This is a genomic window from Streptomyces sp. NPDC002825 (assembly GCF_040295385.1).
Taxonomy (GTDB): Bacteria; Actinomycetota; Actinomycetes; order Streptomycetales; family Streptomycetaceae; genus Streptomyces.
Map to the genome: position 1 here is coordinate 1 of NZ_JBEOVH010000014.1, position 20,610 is coordinate 20,610.

At 73.4% G+C, this 20,610-nt stretch carries 18 protein-coding genes, 1 pseudogene and 1 riboswitch; of the genes and pseudogenes, 7 read left to right on the top strand and 12 right to left on the bottom strand.

The window, feature by feature from the left end; translation table 11 throughout:
- Positions 1 to 90: 90 nt before the first annotated feature.
- The 3 genes from ABT041_RS19250 to ABT041_RS19260 form a co-directional block, all read right to left on the bottom strand.
- Entirely contained in the window at positions 91 to 759 is a 669-nt protein-coding gene (locus tag ABT041_RS19250) for an O-methyltransferase (RefSeq protein ID WP_351185889.1), read from the bottom strand.
- Positions 756 to 1,847 carry a DUF2330 domain-containing protein gene (locus ABT041_RS19255; RefSeq protein ID WP_351185892.1) on the bottom strand — a complete coding sequence of 364 codons (1,092 nt, stop codon included), beginning with the start codon at positions 1,845 to 1,847 and terminating at the stop codon, positions 756 to 758. Before ABT041_RS19255 ends, ABT041_RS19250 begins: the two co-directional genes overlap by 4 nt.
- Positions 1,848 to 2,047: 200 nt before the next feature.
- Positions 2,048 to 3,331 (bottom strand): cytochrome P450, encoded by a 1,284-nt coding sequence (locus ABT041_RS19260; RefSeq protein ID WP_351185895.1) that lies wholly within the window; start codon positions 3,329 to 3,331, stop codon positions 2,048 to 2,050.
- A 229-nt stretch (positions 3,332 to 3,560) separates the two neighbouring features.
- Between ABT041_RS19260 and ABT041_RS19265 the strand changes: the two genes are divergently transcribed.
- Positions 3,561 to 4,730: a steroid 3-ketoacyl-CoA thiolase gene (locus ABT041_RS19265; protein WP_351185898.1), complete on the top strand. Its 1,170-nt coding sequence runs from the start codon at positions 3,561 to 3,563 to the stop codon at positions 4,728 to 4,730.
- A gap of 79 nt (positions 4,731 to 4,809) precedes the next feature.
- Here ABT041_RS19265 and ABT041_RS19270 read toward each other — a convergent pair whose 3' ends face one another.
- From ABT041_RS19270 to ABT041_RS19300, 7 genes are all read right to left on the bottom strand, one after another.
- The gene (locus tag ABT041_RS19270) at positions 4,810 to 5,904 is read right to left on the bottom strand and encodes an NAD(P)H-dependent flavin oxidoreductase (RefSeq protein WP_351185901.1); all 1,095 of its coding nucleotides are present in this window, start codon (positions 5,902 to 5,904) and stop codon (positions 4,810 to 4,812) included.
- A gap of 180 nt (positions 5,905 to 6,084) precedes the next feature.
- Positions 6,085 to 6,486, bottom strand: a complete 402-nt coding sequence (locus ABT041_RS19275; RefSeq protein WP_351185904.1) for an aggregation-promoting factor C-terminal-like domain-containing protein — start codon at positions 6,484 to 6,486, stop codon at positions 6,085 to 6,087.
- 286 nt (positions 6,487 to 6,772) lie between these two features.
- Positions 6,773 to 7,672 (bottom strand): ECF transporter S component, encoded by a 900-nt coding sequence (locus ABT041_RS19280; protein ID WP_351185907.1) that lies wholly within the window; start codon positions 7,670 to 7,672, stop codon positions 6,773 to 6,775.
- The gene (locus ABT041_RS19285; RefSeq protein WP_351185909.1) at positions 7,636 to 9,366 is read right to left on the bottom strand and encodes an ABC transporter ATP-binding protein; all 1,731 of its coding nucleotides are present in this window, start codon (positions 9,364 to 9,366) and stop codon (positions 7,636 to 7,638) included. Before ABT041_RS19285 ends, ABT041_RS19280 begins: the two co-directional genes overlap by 37 nt.
- Complete coding sequence (locus tag ABT041_RS19290) at positions 9,363 to 10,496, bottom strand: energy-coupling factor transporter transmembrane component T (protein WP_351185912.1); 1,134 nt, start codon at positions 10,494 to 10,496, stop codon at positions 9,363 to 9,365. Before ABT041_RS19290 ends, ABT041_RS19285 begins: the two co-directional genes overlap by 4 nt.
- Positions 10,493 to 11,209: an SCO2322 family protein gene (locus ABT041_RS19295; protein WP_351185915.1), complete on the bottom strand. Its 717-nt coding sequence runs from the start codon at positions 11,207 to 11,209 to the stop codon at positions 10,493 to 10,495. Before ABT041_RS19295 ends, ABT041_RS19290 begins: the two co-directional genes overlap by 4 nt.
- Before the next feature lie 5 nt (positions 11,210 to 11,214).
- Positions 11,215 to 12,462, bottom strand: a complete 1,248-nt coding sequence (locus ABT041_RS19300) for an SCO2321 family membrane protein (RefSeq protein WP_351185918.1) — start codon at positions 12,460 to 12,462, stop codon at positions 11,215 to 11,217.
- A 95-nt stretch (positions 12,463 to 12,557) separates the two neighbouring features.
- Positions 12,558 to 12,631, bottom strand: a riboswitch (cobalamin riboswitch).
- Positions 12,632 to 12,802: 171 nt separating this feature from the next.
- Here ABT041_RS19300 and ABT041_RS19305 point away from each other — a divergent pair.
- Positions 12,803 to 13,570, top strand: a pseudogene (locus ABT041_RS19305) (serine/threonine-protein kinase); the annotation flags it as partial.
- A gap of 530 nt (positions 13,571 to 14,100) precedes the next feature.
- Here the strand turns inward: ABT041_RS19305 and ABT041_RS19310 are convergent.
- Positions 14,101 to 15,153, bottom strand: coding sequence for a Strvi_7410 family MBL fold metallo-hydrolase (locus ABT041_RS19310; RefSeq protein WP_351185921.1), 1,053 nt, complete (start codon positions 15,151 to 15,153; stop codon positions 14,101 to 14,103).
- Positions 15,154 to 15,287: 134 nt separating this feature from the next.
- On the opposite strand from ABT041_RS19310, the gene ABT041_RS19315 reads away from it, so the two are divergent.
- From ABT041_RS19315 to ABT041_RS19330, 4 genes are all read left to right on the top strand, one after another.
- Positions 15,288 to 16,751 carry an aldehyde dehydrogenase gene (locus tag ABT041_RS19315; RefSeq protein ID WP_351185923.1) on the top strand — a complete coding sequence of 488 codons (1,464 nt, stop codon included), beginning with the start codon at positions 15,288 to 15,290 and terminating at the stop codon, positions 16,749 to 16,751.
- Positions 16,751 to 16,984 (top strand): ferredoxin, encoded by a 234-nt coding sequence (locus ABT041_RS19320; RefSeq protein WP_351185925.1) that lies wholly within the window; start codon positions 16,751 to 16,753, stop codon positions 16,982 to 16,984. The genes ABT041_RS19315 and ABT041_RS19320 overlap by 1 nt, the downstream gene beginning before the upstream one ends.
- Positions 16,985 to 17,098: 114 nt before the next feature.
- Entirely contained in the window at positions 17,099 to 17,674 is a 576-nt protein-coding gene (locus ABT041_RS19325; protein ID WP_351185927.1) for a hypothetical protein, read from the top strand.
- A 100-nt stretch (positions 17,675 to 17,774) separates the two neighbouring features.
- Positions 17,775 to 18,311: a hypothetical protein gene (locus tag ABT041_RS19330; protein ID WP_351185929.1), complete on the top strand. Its 537-nt coding sequence runs from the start codon at positions 17,775 to 17,777 to the stop codon at positions 18,309 to 18,311.
- Between the two features lie 56 nt (positions 18,312 to 18,367).
- On the opposite strand, the gene ABT041_RS19335 is transcribed toward ABT041_RS19330, so the two are convergent.
- Positions 18,368 to 18,991, bottom strand: coding sequence for a TetR family transcriptional regulator (locus ABT041_RS19335; protein ID WP_351185931.1), 624 nt, complete (start codon positions 18,989 to 18,991; stop codon positions 18,368 to 18,370).
- 217 nt (positions 18,992 to 19,208) lie between these two features.
- On the opposite strand from ABT041_RS19335, the gene ABT041_RS19340 reads away from it, so the two are divergent.
- Positions 19,209 to 20,543, top strand: coding sequence for a glycosyltransferase family 4 protein (locus ABT041_RS19340; protein ID WP_351185933.1), 1,335 nt, complete (start codon positions 19,209 to 19,211; stop codon positions 20,541 to 20,543).
- The last annotated feature ends 67 nt before the right edge of the window (positions 20,544 to 20,610 follow it).

Genomic DNA, 20,610 nt, shown 5'->3' on the forward strand with positions numbered 1-20,610 from the left:
CATGCTCGCAGACACACGATGCGGCTGCATCCGACTTCTCCGCAACGCTCGAACCAGAACGGAACCCGGTGAACCTATGCGGTCAGAGCACTAGCCGGTGACGCGGGCGAGCAGCAGGCCGTCGTAGCCCTTCGTGCCGACGGTCTGGATCGCCGTCGCGTCCAGCCGGGGTTCGGCCGCGACCAGGTCGAACATCTCGCGCGTGCCCGTGATCGCCTCGTCGTCCGGGTGCGGCGTCGCGACCCTGCCGTTGCGCACCACGTTGTCGACGACGATCACCGTGCCCGGACGCGAGAGCTTCAGCGCCCACTCCACATAGCGCGGGTTGTTGACCTTGTCGGCGTCGATGAAGACCAGGTCGAAGGGGCCCGCGCCCTCCGTCTCCAGCTGCGGCAGGGTGTCCAGCGCCGCGCCCGTGCGGACCTCGACGAGCTTGTCGAGGCCGGCGCGGGCGATGTTGGCGCGGGCGACGTCCGCGTGGGCCGGCTCGTACTCCAGGGTGATCAGCCGGCCGTCGGCGGGCAGCGCGCGGGCCAGCCAGATCGTGCTGTAGCCGCCGAGGGTGCCGATCTCCAGGATGTTCCGCGCGCCCTGCACCTGCGCGAGCAGATGGAGCAGCTTGCCCTGGTTGGGGGCGACGGCGATCTCCGGCAGGCCGGCCGCCCTGGAGTCGGCGAGCGCGGCCGTGAGCGCCTCGTCCGCCGGGGCGATCGTCTCGGCGAAGTAGGTGTCGACCGCGGTCCACTGAGGGTTCGTCATGCGGTCGAACGTACACCTGTGACGCTGCTCGGGCGGCGCCTCGCCACCCGTACGACCACCAGTGCCGCGACCAGCAGTCCGCCGCCCACCGTCAGCAGCCACGCCGGGATGCCGCCGACCGTCAGCAGCCGGTCCGTGTACTGGACCTCGCGGTACGGGGTGTCGGCGACGGTCCGCAGATGGTGGTCGTCGTCGATGCGCTCGGGGTGGGGGAAGTGCTGTTCCAGGACGGTCAGATGGACGGGCGCGTCGCCGGTCAGGCCGGCCACCGCGTGCTCGGGGCGCTCGATCCGGCCCGCGAACGTCACCTCGGGGCGGTCGCCGCCGATCGGGGAGCGCGGCTCCATCCGGTGGTCGGCGAGGACGTACAGGCCGAGCGTCTGCGGGGTCCGCGCCAGGCGGGAGAGGCGCATGGGGTAGACGAGTTCGGGGGAGGCGAAGCGGATCCGCAGCGGGGTCAGCTCCCCGTAGAGCGTCGCGCCCTGCTCCTGCGGCGCGAGGCGCACCGCGACGTACTCCCACTTCCGCTCGACGTACGGCTGGAGCGCGTCCGTGAGCCGTTCGGGCAGCTCGAAGCCGTTGGTGCGCAGCCAGTCGCCGAGGGCCTCGGGGTCGGTGGCGGTCAGCCGGGCCACGTCGAAGGGGCCGAGCCGCTCGCGGCCGACGACGCCCACGCCGGAGCCCGCGCCGGGCGGGGCGGCGGCGGCTCCGTCGCCGTTGGTGGCGTCGAAGGGCCAGTCGCCCCCGCGCGGCCAGAAGTAGGAGCGGTCGCGCTGCTCGGGCTCGGTGAGCCGGTCGAGCTCGTCGAAGAGCGCCGGGTCGCCGAGGGTGACGTCGGCGCGGCCCGGGACCGGCATGATCCAGGCCGCCCGCCGGGCGTTCCCGTGGACGTTGAAGCGCATGACGACGGTCTCGGTGCGGCCGTCCCAGCGGACGGCCGACTCCTCGCGGTCGACGCCGATGCGCTCGGACTTGTCCGGGATCATCGCGCCGCAGCCGCAGGCGTAGGCCGGTGCGACGAGCGAGCCGAGCTGGAGCGCCAGCAGCGCGATGACGATGGTCAGGATGTTTCTCTGTGTCCCCCGCATGTCGGGTCGGACGCGGCAGACCGCATTCCGGTTCCGCGCGTACGGCGCAGGCCGAGCCCCGGAGCCGGAGCCGGAGCCGGAGCCGGAGCCGGGTGCGGGCCGTGCCGTACGGGCCGAGGCCCGGAGCCGGAGCCGGGTGCGGGCCGTGCCGTACGGGCCGGGGGCTCAGACCGAGGTCGGGAGCCCGGGCCCGGTGCGGGCTACGCCGTCCGGACCCGGAGTTCCTTCACCCCGTTCAGCCAGGCCGCCCGCAGCCGGCGTGGTTCGCCGGCGAGGGTGAGGTCGGGCAGGGTGTCGGCGATCGCGTTGAAGATCAGCTCGATCTCCTTGATCGCGAGGGACTTGCCGAGGCAGAAGTGCGGTCCGCCGCCGCCGAAGCCGAGGTGCGGGTTGGGGTCGCGGCTGATGTCGAAGCGTTCGGGGTCGGTGAAGACCTCGGGGTCGTTGTTGGCGGAGGAGTAGAAGAGGCCGACCCGGTCGCCCTTGCGGATCTTCTGTCCGCCGAGCTCGGTGTCCTGGGTCGCGGTCCGCTGGAAGGAGACCACCGGGGTCGCCCAGCGCACGATCTCCTCGGCGGCGGTCGCGGGCCGCTCGCGCTTGAAGAGCTCCCACTGGTCGGGGTGGGTGAGGAAGGCGTGCATGCCGTGGCTGATGGCGTTGCGGGTGGTCTCGTTCCCGGCGACGGCGAGCAGCAGCACGAAGAAGCCGAACTCGTCGGAGGAGAGGTTGCCCTGGCCCTCGGCCGCGACGAGCTGCGACACGATGTCCTTGGCGGGGCACTCCTTGCGCGCGGCGGCCATGTTCATCGAGTAGCCGATGAGTTCCATGGCGGCCTCGGCGCCGATCTCCTCGGTGATGGCGTACTCGGGGTCGTCGTACGCGACCATCTTGTTCGACCAGTCGAAGATCCGGGAGCGGTCCTCCTGGGGGACGCCGATGAGCTCGGCGATGGCCTGCAGGGGGAGTTCGACGGCGACCCGGGTGACGAAGTCGAAGGTGCCGTCGGCGTCGGTGCCGCGCCTCGCCTCCTCGACGATGGCCTGCGCGCGCTCGCGCAGGGCGGTCTCCAGGTTCCGGATCGCCCGCGGGGTGAAGCCGCGCTGGACGATCTGGCGGACCCGGGTGTGCTCGGGCGGGTCCATGTTGAGCATGATCAGCTTCTGGACCTCGATCTGGTCCCGGGTGATGTGCTCGTTGAAGCGGATGACGGCGGTGTTCTCGTTCGAGGAGAACAGCTCGGGGTGGGTGGAGACGTACTTGACGTCCGCGTGGCGCGTGACCGCCCAGTACCCGCCGTCCGCGAAGCCGGTGACGCCGGCCGGCTGGGGGCACCACCACACGGGCGCGGTCTGCCGCAGCCGGGCGAACTCCGGGAAGGGGACGCGGTCGCGGAGCAGATCGGGGTCGGTGGCGTCGAACCCTTCGGGGAGCCCTTCCGGGAGCCCTTCGGGGAGCTGTCCTCCGGGGAGATGCGGGCAGGCCATCGGCAACACTCTCCATATCTGATGGACCATCAGAAGTTGCCGGGAAAGTTAGTAACGAGTTCTACAAGTAGCAAGGGGCGGAGCGGGAACTGTTGCCTCCCGGACCCTTGCGTACCCGCGGTAGCAGTCATAAGACTGCACTCAGAACTAGAACGCGTACTAGTTCCCCCGTGACGCCGACCGACCGGGGTGCCGGGACACCCCGTCCGGTCGAGGAGAGGACGAGCTCATGGCCGCGGAACCCGTCATCGTCGAAGCCGTACGCACCCCCATCGGCAAGCGCGGAGGCGCGCTCGCCAACCTCCACCCCGCCTACCTCCTGGGCGAGACCTACCGCGAACTCCTCGGTCGCACCGGCATCCACGCCGACTGCGTGGAGCAGATCGTCGGCGGTACGGTCACCCACGCCGGCGAGCAGTCCATGAACCCGGCGCGCACCGCCTGGCTCACCATGGGTCTGCCCTACGAGACGGCCGCCACCACCGTCGACTGTCAGTGCGGTTCCTCGCAGCAGGCCAGCCACATGGTCGCCAACATGGTCGCGGCCGGCGTCATCGACATCGGGATCTCCTGCGGCGTCGAGGCCATGTCCCGCGTCCCGCTCGGCTCCGGCTCCAAACACGGCCCGGGCAAGCCCTTCCCCGACGAGTGGAACGTCGACCTGCCCAACCAGTTCGAGGCCGCCGAGCGCATCGCCCGCCGCCGCGGCCTCACCCGCGAGCGCGTCGACTCCCTCGGCCTGCTCTCCCAGGAACGGGCCGCGATCGCCTGGTCGGAGGAGCGCTTCAAGCGCGAGACCTTCGCCGTCCAGGTCCCCACCACCGAGGCCGAACAGGCCGCCGGGCAGGGCATGTGGCGGCTCGTCGACCGCGACGAGGGCCTGCGCGACACCACCATGGAGGGCCTGGCCGGCCTCAAGCCCGTCATGCCCACCGCGATCCACACGGCCGGGAACTCCTCGCAGATCTCCGACGGCGCCTCCGCCATTATGTGGGCGTCCAAGCGCATGGCCCGCGCGCTGAAGCTGAAACCGCGCGCCCGGATCGTCGCCCAGGCCCTCGTCGGTGCCGACCCCCACTTCCACCTCGACGGTCCGATCGACGCGACGCGGGCGGTGCTCGGGAAGGCCGGGATGTCCCTCAAGGACATCGACCTCGTCGAGATCAACGAGGCCTTCGCGTCGGTGGTGCTGAGCTGGGCGCAGGTCTTCGACCAGGATCTGGAGAAGGTCAACGTCAACGGGGGCGCCATCGCCCTCGGCCACCCCGTCGGCGCCACCGGCGCCCGGCTCATCGCCACCGCCCTGCACGAACTGGAACGCACCGACAAGGAGTTCGCGCTCATCACGATGTGCGCGGGCGGGGCACTCGCGACCGGGACGATCATCCAGCGGCTCTGACGGCTCCAGCGGTTACGGCGATCATCCGGCGGCTCCGACCGCTCTGGCGATCACTCGGCGGCTTTGACGGTTCCGGCGATCACCCGGCGGCTCCGGCCGCCTGCTCCACGAGGGCGGAGAGGTACGCGGCGGCCGACGGCTCCTGCGCCAGGGCCGCCGCCTGGCCGGCCCAGAGGTTCACGTACTCGGGCCGGCCCTGCTCCGCCGCCGCCCGCCGCACCGGCTGCATCAGCGCGTTCTGTACGGGATACGGCGGTACGTGCTCCTCGTGGGCCGCCATGTCCCGGACGAAGCCGTTCGGGATGCCCCGCGCCGTGCGCCCCGAGAACAGGCGGGTGAGGACGGTCGTCCGGGCCTCCGGCGTGCCCAGGATCCGCCGGTGCGCCTCGCTCGCCCCCGACTCGCGCGCGGCCAGGAACCCGGTCCCGACCTGCACGGCGTCCGCGCCGAGCGCGAGCGCGGCGGCGACCCCGCGCCCGTCGGCGATCCCGCCCGCCGCGACCACCGGGACCGACACCGCGTCCGCCACCTGCGGGATCAGCGAGAAGGTGCCGACCAGGGACTCCCGTACGGGACGGAGGAAGGCGCCGCGGTGGCCGCCCGCGTCGCTGCCGGAGGCCACGACCGCGTCCACCCCGGCCGCCTCCAGGGCCACCGCCTCCTCGACCGTCGTCGCCGTGCCGACCACGACGATCCCGCGCCGCCGGGCCTCCGTGACCAGGCGGCGCGGCGGCAGGCCCATGACCAGGCTGATCACCGGCGGCGCGGCCGCGATCAGGGCGTCCAGCTGCGCGTCGAAGTCGGGCCAGGACCGGACGTCCTCGGCGCTCGGAGCGCGTACCCCCAGCTCCTCGTAGTACGGGCGGAGGCGCTCGACGTGCCCGGCCAGGACGGACTCCGGGGCGCGCCGGGCCTCGGCCTCGCCCTCCTGCGGCACCCAGAGGTTCACGGCGAAGGGGCGGCCGGTCGCGGCGCGGAGCCCGGCCACGAGCGCGGTGATCTCCTCCGGGGTGTGGACGTGCGCTCCGTACGAGCCGAGGCCGCCGCCCTCGGAGACGGCCGCGGCCAGCTCGACGGAGGAGAGACCGCCGCCGAAGGGGCCCTGGACGACGGGGAGCGGGATCCCGACGAGGTCGCCGAAGCGGCCGGGCGGGAGGGTGGGGTGCGCGGACACGGGCAGCCTCCGGGGTCGGTCGCGGCGGGACCGTTCGGTGGGGTCCGCCGCCGGTACCGGGAACCCTAGACGAAGCTAGACGACCGGTCTACTAAAACGCGCGACGCGGAAAACGCCGCAGGCCCCGCCCCTCCGTGAGGAGGGCGGGGCCTTGCGGATGCGCGGTGCGGCAGGTGCTTCTTAGTACCAGCCGTTGGCCTGCCAGAACGCCCACGCGGCGTTCGGGGAGCCGTAGCGCTCGTTCATGTAGTTGAGGCCCCACTTGATCTGGGTGGCGGCGTTGGTCTTCCAGTCGGCACCGGCCGAGGACATCTTCGAACCCGGCAGGGCCTGGACCAGGCCGTAGGCGCCGCTGGACGAGTTGGTGGCGCTCGGGTTCCAGCCGGACTCGTGCTCGACGATCTTGCTGAACGAGGCGTACTGCGAGGCGGGGACGATCTGACGAGCGAGCTCCTGCGGGCTGGCGGCCGAAGCCGAGCCCGTCGTGCCCAGCACCGCACCGGACGCGCCCAGCAGCACGGCTGCGGAAACGGCGATCTTCTTGTTGCGGGCAGAGACACGAGTGGTGAGCGAGCGGATCAAGGTATCGACCTAACGTCGGGAACATGGGCTGCGCCAGGCGTTTCAGGCAAGCCGGAACCAGAGCCCGGGAGACCCGGGAACTGGGGGGAACCGGCCGTCCGTGGCGCTGCGATGAGCACCGGCTGCCTGGCGACGTCCACCAGAGAAGCAGGGCCGGAACGCCGATGCAATGACCCCCTGTACGAGGGAGGTTCGGACCCGACGGGCTTCCGGGGGTGGGTGGCTGTGCGGTGTTTCCGCAGGTCATGCGGGGGTGTGGGGGGATTTGGGGTGGTGTGCCGGTCTACTATTTCGTTTCGTACGTGACGTAGGTCCTATGGGGCGCCTCACTCGGAGAGGGCCCTTCCGGGCCCTCGAATGTGACCTGGGCCTCGAAGTTCGCCCGCCTCGTGGCCCGCCGCAGCGCCCGCAGAAGCGTGCCGCCGACGGTGAGGGTGAGGACGACGGTGAGGACGGCGCGCCCGAGGTCCCAGCCGAGGGAGGTGGCGAGGACGTAGGCGAGGAAACGGACCAGGTTCTCGGGAAGCGGGGCGCCCGGCACGAAGGAGACTCCGCTGCTCAGGCCCTGGAGCAGGACCCAGCCCTGGAGGTTCATGACCGTTCCGTACGCGAACGCCGCCAGGAATCCGTACACGGACAGCATCAGCAGCTCGGCCCGGCCCCTGAGCCGGTCCGGGGCAGGCAGCAGCCCGGCGCCCATCGTGAACCAGCCCATCGACAGCATCTGGAACGGCATCCAGGGACCCACCCCGCCCGTGAGCAGGGCCGAGGCGAACATCGTCACCGACCCCAGGACGAAGCCGAAGCCCGGGCCGAGGACCCGGCCGCTCAGCACCATCAGGAAGAACATCGGCTCCAGACCGGCCGTCCCCGCCCCCAGCGGGCGCAGCGCCGCGCCCACCGCGGCGAGCACGCCCAGCATCGCCACCGCCTTCGCGTCCATGCCGCAGTCCGCGATCGTCGCCACCACCACCGCGACGAGGAGCGGGAGCAGCGCCGCGAACAGCCACGGCGCGTCTCCGGCGTGCGAGGTCACGGCGGAGCCGGCGTCCGCGAAGAGGGGCCAGCAGAAGGCGAGGATCCCCACGAGGGAGACCAGGACGAGTGCGGCGACCGAGCGGGGCCCGAGGCGTACGGGACGGGCGGCCTTCACAGCGCGGCCTCCACCTGTTCGACCGTGAGCCATGGCTGCGGGGCCAGGATCTTCGCCACCTGCGGCGAGAACGCGGGCGAGGACACGACGACCTCGGCCGTCGGGCCGTCCGCGACGATCTCGCCGTCCGCGATGATCACCACCCGGTGCGCCAGCTCGGCCGCGAGCTCCACGTCGTGCGTGGCCAGCACGATCGCGTGGCCGTCCGCCGCGAGGGTCCGCAGATGGGCGACCAGACGGGCCTTCGCCGCGTAGTCCAGGCCGCGGGTCGGCTCGTCCAGCAGGAGCAGCGGGGGGCGGCCGGTCAGGACCACGGCCAGCGCGAGGGCGAGCCGCTGGCCCTCGGACAGGTCGCGGGGGTGGGTGTCGTCCGCGACGCCCGGCAGCAGGGCCTCCACCAGAGCCCGGCAGGTCCCTTCCGTCGCGCCCGCGTCCGCGTCGGCCGCCGTGCACTCGGCGGCGACGGTGTCCGCGTACAGGAGGTCCCTCGGCTCCTGCGGGACCAGGCCGACCTGGCGGATCAGCTCGCGGGGCGCGGTGCTGTGCGGGGCGCGGCCGGCGACGCTGACGGTGCCGGTCGTCGGCTCGATCAGGCCCACGAGCGTGGAGAGCAGGGTGGACTTCCCGGCACCGTTGCGGCCCATGAGCGCGACGGTCTCGCCGGGGGCGACGTGGAGGTCGATGTGGCGGAGGGCTTCTACGCGGGCGCGTCGTACTCCGAGGGCGGTGACGGTGAGGAGGGCGTGGGTGGGGGCGGTGGGGTGGGTGCGGCGCCGTAGGAACGGGAGGATGCCCCCACTCCTCCCCTTCCCGACACCCGGGGCTCCGCCCCCGGACCCCCGCGCCTCCAACGCCGGCGGGGCCGGATCTGCCCCCCGGTCCTCGGACGCCGCGGGGTGGGGAACGAGCCCCGCCGGGACCCGGCCCTCCAGCCGGGTCTTCAACTCCGCCGACCTCCGCCGCGCGTCCCGCACCGTCAGCGCCAGCGGGTCCCAGCCCGCGAGCCGTCCCAGTGCCACCACCGGCGGGTGCACCGGCGAGACGGACATGATCTCCGCAGGCGGGCCCATCACCGCGTCCGGCAGGAGCAGGACCTGGTCCGCGTACTGGACCACTCGTTCCAGGCGGTGTTCCGCCAGGAGGACCGTCGTGCCCAGGTCGTGGACCAGGCGCTGCAGGACCGCCAGGACCTCCTCCGCCGCCGACGGGTCCAGCGCGGACGTCGGTTCGTCGAGGACGAGGACCTTGGGGTGCGGGGTCAGGACCGAGCCGATCGCGACCCGCTGGCGCTGTCCGCCGGAAAGCGTCGCGATCGGGCGGTCGCGGAGTTCCGCCAGGCCCAGGAGGTCCAGCGTCTCCTCCACCCGCCGGCGCATGACGCCCGGCGCCAGGCCCAGGGACTCCATGCCGTACGCGAGCTCGTCCTCCACCGTGTCCGTGACGAAGTGCGCCGACGGATCCTGCCCCACCGTCCCCACCAGGTCCGCCAGCTCCCGCGGCGGATGCGTGCGGGTGTCGCGGCCGTCGACCGTCACCCGCCCGGTCAGGGTGCCGCCCGTGAAGTGGGGGACGAGGCCCGACACCGCGCCCAGGAGGGTCGATTTGCCCACGCCCGACGGGCCCACGAGCAGCACGAGCTCGCCCTCGGGGACCGTGAGGTTCACGTTCCGCAGGGTCGGCTCCGCGTCCTCCTCGTAGCGCACCGAGACGTCGTCGAAGCGGATCACACGAACTCCTTGGGTTTCGGCGCCACGAACGCCGGGATCAGACCCACCAGGACCGACACCGCCGGCCACACCGGCAGCTCCGGCGCCTCCAGGGGGACCACCCCCGGGTGCAGCGCCTCCGGGGCGTACGCGTTCGCCCGGATCATCAGGACCGCGACCGCCACCCCGGAGCCCGCGACCAGCCAGGCCCGCGCTCCCCAGCGGTCGGGGCGGTAGCGCGTGCGGACCGTCCTGCGGCCGCCGAGCCGGAGCCCGGCCGTCGCGGCGAGCAGCCCCGCGGCGAGGAGCGGAAGCCCGTAGCCCGCGCCCTCCGCCGCAAGCAGTCCGTAGGAGCCCGCGCAGATGCCCAGGAGGCCGCCCAGGGTCAGGACGTTCGTGGTGCGCCGTACCGCCGCCGGGACCTGGGCCGTCCGGCCGTAGCCCCGCGCGTCCATCGACGCCGCCACCGCGATCGAACGCTCCAGCGCCCCCTCCAGGACCGGCAGGCCGATCTGGAGCACCGCCCGCACCCCGCCCGTGGGCCGGCCCCGCAGCCGGCGGGCGGTCCGCAGCCGGACCACGTCCGCGACCATGTTCGGCGCGAAGGTCATCGCCACGACGACGGCGACCCCGGCCTCGTACAGCGCCCCCGGCAGCGACTTCAGCAGCCGCGCCGGGTTCGCCAGCGCGTTCGCCGCGCCGACGCAGATCAGCAGGGTCGCCAGCTTCGCGCCGTCGTACAGCGCGAACACCAGCTGCTCGGCCGTCACCCGGCCCCCGATCCGTACCCCCTGCGCCCAGTCCGGCAGCGGCACCTCGGGGAGGGTGAACAGCTCGTGCTCACCCGGGATCGGGGAGCCGAGGACCAGGGAGAAGACGACTCTCAGCGCCACGACGAACAGGCCCAGCTTCACGAACGCGCCGTACGAGCGGGCCCAGGGCGCGTCCGTGCGCCGCGCCGCCACCACGTATCCCGCCACCGCGACCAGGAGTCCGAGCAGCAGCGGGTTCGTCGTCCGGGACGCGGCGACGGCCAGGCCGAGCGCCCACAGCCACCACGCCCCCGCGTGCAGGGCGTTGGCCCGGCTCGCCTCGGGGGCCGTGATGACGCTGCGGGCCGACGCCGTGAACACGCTCCGGGCCGTACTCATCCGCGCCGGCGGGCCTTCCAGATCGCCGCCCCGCCCAGGGCCAGGACCGCCGCCCCGCCCGCGAGCACGCCGAAGGACGGACCGCCGCCGTCGGAATCCCGAGCGGTCGGCGCCGGAGCGGCCGAGGCCGTCGGCTTCTCCTCGACCTGCTCGCCGCAGCCCTTCGCCGGGTACCCCGCGATCCCGCACAGCATCGCCGCGCTGTCGTACCGCAGCGGCTTCGCCACCGCGGCCAGCGCCTCCGCGCCCGTCGCGTCCTCGCGGACCTCCGCGCAGCCGACCTCGACGGGCTTCCGCGGCGGGGTCTCCCCGGGGGGTGCGTCCGCCGGGCCGCCGAAGTCCACGACGACCGCGATCCGCTTCGTACCGTCCTTCTTCTCCACGCCCTCGCAGATCCCCGCGAAGTCGGGGGCGACGGAGGGCCGGGAGGTGTCGTCGGTGCCGTTGCTGACCGCGAAGCGGAAGCCGAGCGCGTCGCCGTCGGCGGGCCGGGCGGTCGCCGGGCCCTGCGTGGCGTACGCCCACGGCTTGCCGTCGGCGCTCTCCCAGAACGACCAGTAGCGGTAGCCGGCCGCCTGCGCCGGAGCCGCCGCGACGGCGGTCAGGGTGAGCAGCGCCCCGGCCGTCGCGGCCACGGCCTTCGCCCGCGCACGCGCCCCGGCCGTCGCGGCCACGGCCTTCGCCCGCGCACGCGCCCCGGCCGTCGTCCGCATGCGCCTCACTTCTTGCGGCCGCTCACGAGGAAGCCGATGCCGACGCCGACGACCGTGCCGATGCCGATGATCCACCAGACGTCGAAGCCGGACTCGTCGTTGCTCGTGGAGGCGGCGGAGGTGTCCGGGGTCTTGGGCGCCGGGCCGGTGGCGTTGAGCTGCTCGACCAGGTCCACCGTGCCGAACTCGCGCGGGTCGGTGTCCGTCGCGCGGGCCGCCAGGATCAGCTGCGCGTACGCGGCCGGGCCGCCCTCCTTCGCCCACGCGGCCGAGTTCTTCTCCAGCCACGCCAGGGCCGGCTCGGCCTCCTTCGCGGCACCGGCGGCGGCGAGCGCGACGACCGCGTCGGCGGTGTTGCCGACGTCGGGCTGCTCGGTGGTGTCGGTGGCGCCCGGCATCGGCGGCAGGGTCAGGTGGCCGGTCTTCGCGAGGGACTTCGCCAGGTAGGAGGCGCCGTTCAGGGCGGCCCGCTCGACGGTCGGCTTCGACAGGTCGTTGCACACCGGCGGCTGCTCGGGGGAGGCCTTCGTGGCGACGATGCTCTTGCCGAGCCCGGCGAGGGTGGCCGCCGCGGTGGCGTCGGCGTTGGCGAGGAGCTTGCCGGTCTTGTCCGGCTGGTACGCGAACGCCCCGGCGCCGTCCTTGGACGAGCAGGGCAGGGCGAAGGTGAGCAGCGCGTCGTACGGGGTGTGGCCCTCGGCGGAGGTGAACGAGACGGGCTTCACGCCGGTCGCGGCGAGCGCGCCGATCACGACCGAGGTGGAGTTGGCGTCGCTCGGGCCGCCCACGCCGTAGCCCCAGCCGCCGTCCTTGTTCTGCACGGTCCGCAGCCAGTCGGTGCCGGCCTTCACGGCCTTGTCGATCGCCGCGGGGGCCGCGGACTGGCGGCGCACGGCGCGGAGCGCCTGCAGGGCGACGGCGGTGGCGTTGGTGTCCCGCATCGTCTTCGCGTCGCACGGCTCCGACACGTCCGCGCGGTACGAGGCGAAGGAACCGTCGTCGCACTGCTGGCCGAGCAGCCAGCTCACCGACTGGTCGGCGGGCTGGTAGCCGGCGCCGCGCTGGGCGAGGAAGGCGAGCGACTGACGCCACACACCGTCGTACGTCGGGTCCTTCGTGCCGTACAGGCCGGGCGGGAGGGTGCCGGTCGAGGGGGTCGGGGACGGCGCGGCGGCGGCCGGGACGGCTGCTGCGGTGCCGAGCACGACTGCGGCGGCGGCGAGCGCGGCGGCGCCGCGGCGGACGGTGTTCATGGGGCCCTCTCCTGCGGCCGGGCACCGGCACGCCTCGGGGGCACCAGGCTCCGGCTCCGTATTCCTCGACGGTGCCGGCGGTCACGTCCCGGGCGGGGCATTCCGACTCACCGCCCCGAGGGGCGGCTCACGGCTGCGCGGTCAGTGCCGGATTTTCACCGGCTTCCCCCCGTACGGGCATGATGACGACCCGCTCACTCTACCGGCCCGTACGTCCGCCGCCCCGGGGGTGCGAGGCGCCTCACACCGGCTGTGGGAGCGGCCTGCCGGGGAGCCGATCGCTGTGCCATGCCGGCGCCGCCACGAGAGCATGACGACGGCGTCTTCACGGGGGTGCGGAATGCGGGCGTTGACCGAGGGCGACCCGCGGGCGGTCGGTCCCTACCGGCTCCTCTGCCGGCTGGGGGAGGGCGGCATGGGCCGCGTCTACCTGGGCCGTTCGCGGGGCGGCCGGACGGTCGCGCTCAAGGTGGTGCACGGCGCGCTCGCCGGCGATCCGGGGTTCCGCACGCGCTTCGCCCGCGAGGTGCGGGCCGCCCAGTCGTTACGCGGCGCCGGCACCGTCCCGGTCCTCGACGCCGAACCGGACGCGGAGGTGCCCTGGCTGGCCACCGCCTACGTGCCGGGTCCCGCGCTCTCCGACGCGGTCCTCGCCCACGGGCCGCTCCCCGAACCGGCCCTCTGGCGGCTGCTCTCCGGCCTCGCGCACGCCCTCGACGGCGTGCACCGCGCGGGGCTGGTGCACCGGGACGTCAAACCGTCGAACGTGCTGCTCTCCCCGTCCGGACCCCTGCTCATCGACTTCGGCATCGCCCGCTCCGCCGACGAGACGGCCCCGACGGGGACGGGACTGGTCGTCGGTTCGCCCGGCTTCATGTCGCCGGAGCAGGCGGAGGGGCGGACGGTCGGGCCCGCGGCGGACCTCTTCTCGCTCGGCGCGGTCCTGGCGTTCGCGGCGACCGGGCGCGGGCCCTTCGGCGGCGGCTCGGTGGCGGAGCTGCTCTACCGGCTCGTCCACCACGAGCCGGACCTCGCCGGGGTCGAGGGACCGTTCGCGGAGCTCGCACGGCGCTGCCTCGCCAAGCGGCCGGAGGACCGGCCGCCGGTGGCCGAGCTCGCGGCGACGGCGGACGCCCACTGTGAGGAGTCGGGGAGCTGGCTGCCCGCGCCGGTGGTCGCGGCCATCGCGCAGAAGGCGGAGGAGCTGCTCAACGCGGAGGCGGAGTTCGAGCCCGAGCCAGCCCCGACAAGCGTCAGTACGGGTACGGGTAGGAGCACTGGCCCGACGCCCGCCACCACCGTCCTCCCTCCGCCGCGCCCCACCGCCGTTCTGCCCCCGCCCCGTGCCGCCGGTCGCGGACCGGCCGCCTCCGGAGCACGGGCACGCGCCGCCTCGACCGGCGTCCCGTCCGCGCGGGAGCGTGCCGTGCGGGTGCTGACCTCGGGCCTGGGCAGGCCGCTCTTCGGGCTGTTCTACCTGGCGCCGATGGTGGCCTTCCTCGTCGGCGGGGTCGACCTCCTGAGCCGGGCCGCGGCGTACCCCTCGCTCTCCGACCAGGCGCAGGGCCCCTACCAGTGGGCGATGAACGACTGGTGGCATCTCCCCGCTGGTCCTGATCATGTCGCTCGCCCGCCTGTTCAGGGCCTGACGTCTCGGACCGCGATGTACGTGACCGGGTCCGTGCCCGCCACGGGCTCCGCGCGGCCGAGCTTCACCAGGCGGCGGAGGTGGGCCTCGGCCTCGCTGACGGCGATGTTGCGGGAGCCGTAGGGGATCTGCTCCCAGGGGCGGTTCCACTCCATGCGCTCGGCGAGCTGCCAGGGGGTGAGGGGGTCGGCGAGGAGGGAGAGGAGGCCGGTGAGGCGTTCCTCGTGGTGGTCGAGGAGTTCGCGGACCCGGCCCGCGGCGTCGGTGAAGGCGTACTGGTGGGCGGGGAGGACCTCGGCGACGCCGAGGCGGCCGATGCGTTCGAGGGAGTCCAGGTAGTCGCCGAGGGGGTCGGTCGCCGTGGAGTCGTCCGGGTCCTCGTACAGCCCGATGTGCGGGGAGATCCCGGGCAGCAGGTGGTCACCGGAGAAGAGCCGGCCGTGGCCGGGGAGCCGGGAGGGGTGCTCCTCCTCCAGGTGGAGGCAGACGTGCCCGGGGGTGTGGCCGGGCGTCCAGATCGCGCGGAGGCGGCGGCCGGCCAGGTCGAGGAGTTCGCCGGGGACGATCTCGCGGTCGGGGAGGGCCGAGCGGAGGCCGGGGAGCGTCCGCATCCGGCCGGCGGCGCGCGCGGCGCGCAGCGGGGCGATGTGGTCCTCGGGGGCGCCGACGGTGGCGAGCTTGCGGGCGAGGTAGTCGAACCAGGTGCCGGGTTCGGACTCCCGGGTGCGGCGGACGACGGCCGTGTCGGCGGCGTGCATGGCGATCCAGGCCCCGGACTCCTCCCGGACCCGGCCGGAGAGGCCGTGGTGGTCGGGGTGGTGGTGGGTGATGACGACCCCGTGGATCTCCCGGACGGAGAGTCCCAACGCGTCGAGCCCGCCGACGAGTTCGTCCCAGGAGTCCGGGTCGTCCCAGCCGGTGTCGACGAGGACCGGCCCGCGGCCGGTGTCGAGGACGTGGACCAGGGTGTGGCCCAGCGGGTTGTCCGGGATGGGCACCCGCAGGGACCAGACGCCACCGCCGTGCTCGGTCACCTGGGTCATGAGCGTCCTCGTCTCTGCGTACCGGTACGACCATTGCCCACCATAACTAGAACTGGTATCAGTTCTGAAGCATCGTCAGAAAACATCGTCGGCGACGTCGGCAGGTAATCGCATCTCCTCGGGAGGCAGCGCTCATGACCGAGCTTGTGGAGCACGGAAAGCTGTTCATCGGCGGGGAGTTGACCGATCCCCTCGGCGACGGGGTCATCGAGGTGATCTCCCCGCACACCGAGCAGGTCATCGGCCGGGTCCCGCACGCCTCCGAGGCCGATGTCGACCGGGCAGTCGCCGCCGCCCGCGCCGCCTTCGACCACGGTCCCTGGCCCCGGATGACCGTCGAGGAGCGGATCGCCGTCGTCACCCGCATCAAGGACGCGATCGCCGTCCGGTACGAGGAGATCGGCCGCTCCATCAGCGCGCAGAACGGCTCCCCGTACTCCTGGTCCGTCCTCGCCCAGGCGCTCGGCGCGATGATGGTCTGGGACGCGGCGATCACCGTCGCCCGGGACTTCCCGTACGAGGAGCGGCGCGGCGGAGTCCTCGGGCCGCTGCTCGTACGGCGCGAGCCCGTCGGGGTCGTCGCGGCCGTCGTCCCCTGGAACGTGCCGCAGTTCACCGCCGCCGCCAAGCTCGGCCCCGCGCTGCTCGCCGGCTGCACGGCGATCCTCAAGCCCTCGCCGGAGTCGCCCCTCGACTCGTACATCCTCGGTGAGATCGCCGCCGAGGCCGGCCTCCCCGAGGGAGTCCTGTCGATCCTGCCCGCCGACCGCGAGGTCAGCGAGTACCTCGTCGGCCACCCCGGCGTCGACAAGGTCTCCTTCACCGGCTCGGTCGCCGCCGGCAAGCGGGTCATGGAGGTCGCCTCCCGCAACCTCACCCGCGTCACCCTCGAACTGGGCGGCAAGTCCGCCGCCGTGATCCTGCCGGACGCGGACCTGGAGACCGCCGTCGCCGGGATCGTCCCGGCCGCCTGGATGAACAACGGGCAGGCGTGCGTGGCCCAGACCCGCATCCTCGCGCCCCGCGCGCGGTACGAGGAGATCGCCGAGGCCTTCGCGGCCGCGGCCGGCGCGCTCGTCGTCGGCGATCCGCTCGACCCGGCCACCCAGGTCGGCCCGCTCGTCGCCCGGCGCCAGCAGCAGCGCTCCCTCGACTACATCGGGATCGGCCAGGCGGAGGGCGCGAAGCTGCTCACCGGCGGCGGCCGCCCGGACGGGCTGGAACGCGGCTGGTACGTCGAGCCGACGCTCTTCGGCGACGTCGACAACTCCATGCGGATCGCCCGCGAGGAGATCTTCGGCCCGGTCATCTGTCTCCTGCCGTACGGGGACGAGGACGAGGCGCGGCGGATCGCGAACGACTCCGACTTCGGGCTCAGCGGCAGCGTGTGGACCGGGGACGTGGAGCACGGCATCGACTTCGCCCGCCAGGTCCGCACCGGCACCTTCAACGTCAACACCTTCAGCCTCGACATGCTCGGCCCGTTCGGCGGCTACAAGAGCTCGGGCCTGGGGCGGGAGTTCGGCCCCGAGGGCTTCGGCGAGTACCTGGAGCACAAGATGATCCACCTCCCCGGCGGCTACGAGGGCGGGGCGTGATGGGCGACCGCTGGCACGTCGAGGTCGACCGGAGCGTCTGCATCGGCTCCGGGATGTGCGTCAACCACGCGCCCGGCGGCTTCCGGCTCGACACGGCCCGCCAGTCCCACCCGGTGGAGCCGGAGACGGACGCGGGTGAACGCGTCCTCGCGGCGGCGGAGGGCTGCCCGGTCGAGGCGATCCTGATCACCCTGGCGGACGGGGGAGAGCCGGTGTTCCCGCCGGAGGAGTGACCGGCCCGCCCCGGAGCCCTTGCTCGCCGTGCCCGCCCCGACCCTCTGTGACCTGCCCGTGCGCCGTGTGTGACACTCCTCCGGCACAGCGGTCACAAGGGGAGCGGGGCAGGCATGCGGGGTCGGGGAACACGGTGGGCGGCGGTCGCGGGCGCGACGGTGGTGGCGCTCCTCGGGGCGGGATGCGGGCCCGGCGGGAAGGCCGAGGCCTTCGGCCGTACGGCGGTCGACGCCGAGATCGCCACCGCCGTCGAGGGGGCGGGGCTGCCGAAGTCCGAGCTCCCCCCGTTCGGCGGGCCAACCCCCACGGGTTCCACCCCCCGGCCCACGCCGTCGACGGAACTGGAGCGGGCGATGGAACGCGCCGCCGCCTGCTCCGCGGGCTGGCAGTACGCCGGCCCGGTCGTCGACGGATCGCGCGGCCGCGTCGAGAAGGCCGTCACCGCCCTTGTCGGCGAGGAGTGGACCCAGGAGCAGCGCCAGGTCGAGAAGCTCGACGACAAGGGCGGCACCTCGCTCCTGATCACGCTCAAGAAGCATGGCTGGACGCTCTTCGCGCGCCACCACAGCGCGCGGCAGACGCTGGCCATGGACGTGATCTCCTTCCAGGCGTCGGAGGACTCGTGCATGGCGCAGCTCACCGAGGGGGAGCGGGACCTCCTGTCGGGTGAGGATGCCGAACGGCCTTGACGACACGCGCCTTTGCGCACGGCATCCGTTCCCACGTGCAAAACTAGCCCCCTTGATCACGGGGGCAAGGGGCCTTCGTGCGCGCGGATTCGGGAGTGTTGTGCGCAAGGCGAAGTGGGTGGCCGCGGCCGCCGGTGTTGTTCTGCTCGTGGCCGGCTGCGGCAGCGAGGGCGGCGGTACGGACAAGGGCGGTTCGTCCTCGGCCGGTTCGGCGGCGACGGGCGGTTCCGGCGCGGGCGGTTCGAGCGACGAGAAGCTGGACGCGGCCGCCGTCACCAAGGAGTTGACGGACGCGGCGACCGAGGCGGGCTTCACGCAGGACTCCTCGGGCGAGGCGGTCCCCGCCGAGGCCAAGGAGTGCATGGTCAGCTGGACGGCCGACGCCGAGAAGGCCGCGGACCCGGCGAAGTCGTACGCCGGCACCGTCTCGACCCTGACCGGCACCGGCTGGACCGAGGAGCGGAGCTCCGGCGCGGGCGGCTCGACGATCAAGTCGCTGAAGAAGAGCACCTGGAAGCTCCAGGCCAGCAACCACTCGGCGGGCCCGCTGAAGCTGGTCATGTTCGTGGCCGTCGACAGCAGCCCGGAGTGCGCGGCCGCCCTCGCGGCGAGCAACGCCAAGCCGCAGGGCTCCTGATCCCGTTCCGCCCGTGCCCCCGGCAGTTCGTCCGCCGGGGGCACGGGCGGGGGACCTCAGACCGCCGGCTCCGGTGCCGTCAGGTCGATCAGGCGGCAGACCGTCTCGATGTCGATCTTCACCTGTGCGATCGAGGCGCGCCCGGACAGCCAGGTGATCAGCGCCGAGTGCCAGGTGTGCTCGATCACCCGGACGGCCGAGAGCTGGCTCGGCGTCGGATGCTCCGCCCCCATCGCGTCCAGGATGATCGCGGTCGTCAGCCGGGACACCGTGTCGACCTCCGGGCTCACGCTGCGGTCCGCGAAGGTCAGCGCCCGCACCATCGCGTCGGCCAGCTGCGGCTCCCGCTGGAGCGCCCGGAAGGCGCGCATCAGCGTCTCGGCGACCCGCTCCGCCGGGTCCGCGCCCGCCGGCGGCCGCTTCCGCAGCGTCGTGTGCATGTGCTGGAGCTGGTCCTGCATGGTCGCCACGAGCAGGTGGATCTTGGACGGGAAGTACCGGTACAGGGTCCCGAGCGCGACCCCGGCCGCCTCGGCGACCTCCCGCATCTGCACGGCGTCGAAGCCGCCCCTGGCCGCGAGCTGGGCGCTGGCGTTCAGGATGCGGCGGCGCCGCGCCTCCTGGCGCTCCGTGAGGGGCGGCGACGCGGGTCTGTGGTCCGCTCTGTTCTCTGCGGTCATGAGGTCCCGTTCCGTGCGGCTTCCGTTCGGTGGGGAGCGACAGTATGGCCGTGCCGCCGCCGTGGCGCGAATCACCTGTTCCGGCTCTCACCACGGAGCTACCTGCCGGTAGATTCTGTGCTCCTTGAAGGATCAAGAACGTTCAAGTCTGTAACTTGTTCTAGATTAGCGCGAGCGGTTACGCTCCCGCGAAACGCACGCTCGAAGGGGGTCGCGCATGACCGCTGAGGCCATAGAGGCAAGCCCCCGCCAGGGCGTCACCGCGGCCGGTGACAGTCCGTTGCGGATCGCTCTCCTCACGTACAAGGGGAACCCGTTCTGCGGCGGCCAGGGCGTCTACGTCCGGCACCTCTCCCGCGAGCTCGTCCGCCTCGGCCACAGCGTCGAGGTCATCGGCTCCCAGCCGTACCCCGTCCTGGACGAGGGCGAGGACCTCGCGGGGCTCAGGCTCACCGAGATAGCCAGCCTCGACCTCTACCGCTCGCCGGACCCCTTCCGGACCCCGAAGCGCGAGGAGTACCGGGACTGGATCGACGCGCTCGAAGTCGCCACCATGTGGACCGGCGGTTTCCCCGAGCCGCTCACCTTCTCCCTGCGGGCCCGGCGCATGCTCGCCGCCCGCCGCGGCGACTTCGACGTCGTCCACGACAACCAGACCCTCGGCTACGGACTCCTCGGCGGCCCGCGCGCGATCGGCGCGCCGCTCGTCACCACGATCCACCACCCCATCACCGTCGACCGGCAGCTCGAACTCGACGCCGCCGCCGACTGGAAGCGCCGCGCGTCCGTCCGCCGCTGGTACGCCTTCACCGGCATGCAGAAGAAGGTCGCCCGCCGGCTGCCGTCCGTCCTCACCGTCTCCGGCACCTCCCGCCAGGAGATCGTCGAGCACCTCGGCGTCCGCGAGGACCGCATCCGCGTGGTCCACATCGGCGCCGACACGGACCTGTGGTCGCCGGACCCCTCCGTCGCCGAGGTCCCCGGGCGGATCGTCACCACGTCCAGCGCGGACGTCCCGCTCAAGGGCCTGGTCTTCCTCATCGAGGCGCTCGCCAAGCTCCGTACGGAGAACCCCGAGGCGCACCTCGTCGTCGTCGGCAAGCGGGCCGAGGACGGGCCGGTGGCCGCCGCGATCGAGCGGTACGGGCTCGACGGCGCCGTCTCGTTCGTGAAGGGCATCAGCGACGAGGAGCTGGTCGACCTCTACCGGTCGGCGCAGGTCGCGTGCGTGCCGTCGCTGTACGAGGGGTTCTCGCTGCCGGCCGCCGAGGGCATGGCGACGGGGACGCCGCTCGTCGCCACGACCGGTGGCGCGATTCCGGAGGTCGCCGGGGCCGACGGCGAGACGTGTCTGGCGGTGCCGACGGGGGACGCGGGGGCGTTGGCCGTGGCGCTGGGACGGGTGCTCGGGGATGCCGAGCTGCGGGCGCGTCTCGGTGCGGCGGGGCGTGCGCGTGTCCTGGCCAACTTCACCTGGGCGCGGGCCGCGCAGGGGACGGCCGAGCTGTACCGCGAGGCCGTGGCCCGGCAGCGCGCCGGAGTGCGCCGGTGACACCGAGGCCTGTTCGCCGGGTGCGGCCCGGTGGCCGGGTTGTGCCCACCCTCCCCCGAGCTCTCGG

Excerpts from the sequence above, each read along its gene's own strand:
- ABT041_RS19290 (WP_351185912.1), bottom strand. The coding sequence starts at position 10,496 with ATGAGTACGGCCCGGAGCGTGTTCACGGCGTCGGCCCGCAGCGTCATC.
- ABT041_RS19255 (WP_351185892.1), bottom strand. The coding sequence starts at position 1,847 with ATGCGGGGGACACAGAGAAACATCCTGACCATCGTCATCGCGCTGCTG.
- ABT041_RS19335 (WP_351185931.1), bottom strand. The coding sequence starts at position 18,991 with ATGACCGCAGAGAACAGAGCGGACCACAGACCCGCGTCGCCGCCCCTC.
- ABT041_RS19340 (WP_351185933.1), top strand. The coding sequence starts at position 19,209 with ATGACCGCTGAGGCCATAGAGGCAAGCCCCCGCCAGGGCGTCACCGCG.
- ABT041_RS19315 (WP_351185923.1), top strand. The coding sequence starts at position 15,288 with ATGACCGAGCTTGTGGAGCACGGAAAGCTGTTCATCGGCGGGGAGTTG.
- ABT041_RS19295 (WP_351185915.1), bottom strand. The coding sequence starts at position 11,209 with ATGCGGACGACGGCCGGGGCGCGTGCGCGGGCGAAGGCCGTGGCCGCG.
- ABT041_RS19250 (WP_351185889.1), bottom strand. The coding sequence starts at position 759 with ATGACGAACCCTCAGTGGACCGCGGTCGACACCTACTTCGCCGAGACG.
- ABT041_RS19325 (WP_351185927.1), top strand. The coding sequence starts at position 17,099 with ATGCGGGGTCGGGGAACACGGTGGGCGGCGGTCGCGGGCGCGACGGTG.
- ABT041_RS19260 (WP_351185895.1), bottom strand. The coding sequence starts at position 3,331 with ATGGCCTGCCCGCATCTCCCCGGAGGACAGCTCCCCGAAGGGCTCCCG.
- ABT041_RS19320 (WP_351185925.1), top strand. The coding sequence starts at position 16,751 with ATGGGCGACCGCTGGCACGTCGAGGTCGACCGGAGCGTCTGCATCGGC.
- ABT041_RS19300 (WP_351185918.1), bottom strand. The coding sequence starts at position 12,462 with ATGAACACCGTCCGCCGCGGCGCCGCCGCGCTCGCCGCCGCCGCAGTC.
- ABT041_RS19265 (WP_351185898.1), top strand. The coding sequence starts at position 3,561 with ATGGCCGCGGAACCCGTCATCGTCGAAGCCGTACGCACCCCCATCGGC.
- ABT041_RS19280 (WP_351185907.1), bottom strand. The coding sequence starts at position 7,672 with ATGGCTCACGGTCGAACAGGTGGAGGCCGCGCTGTGAAGGCCGCCCGT.
- ABT041_RS19310 (WP_351185921.1), bottom strand. The coding sequence starts at position 15,153 with ATGACCCAGGTGACCGAGCACGGCGGTGGCGTCTGGTCCCTGCGGGTG.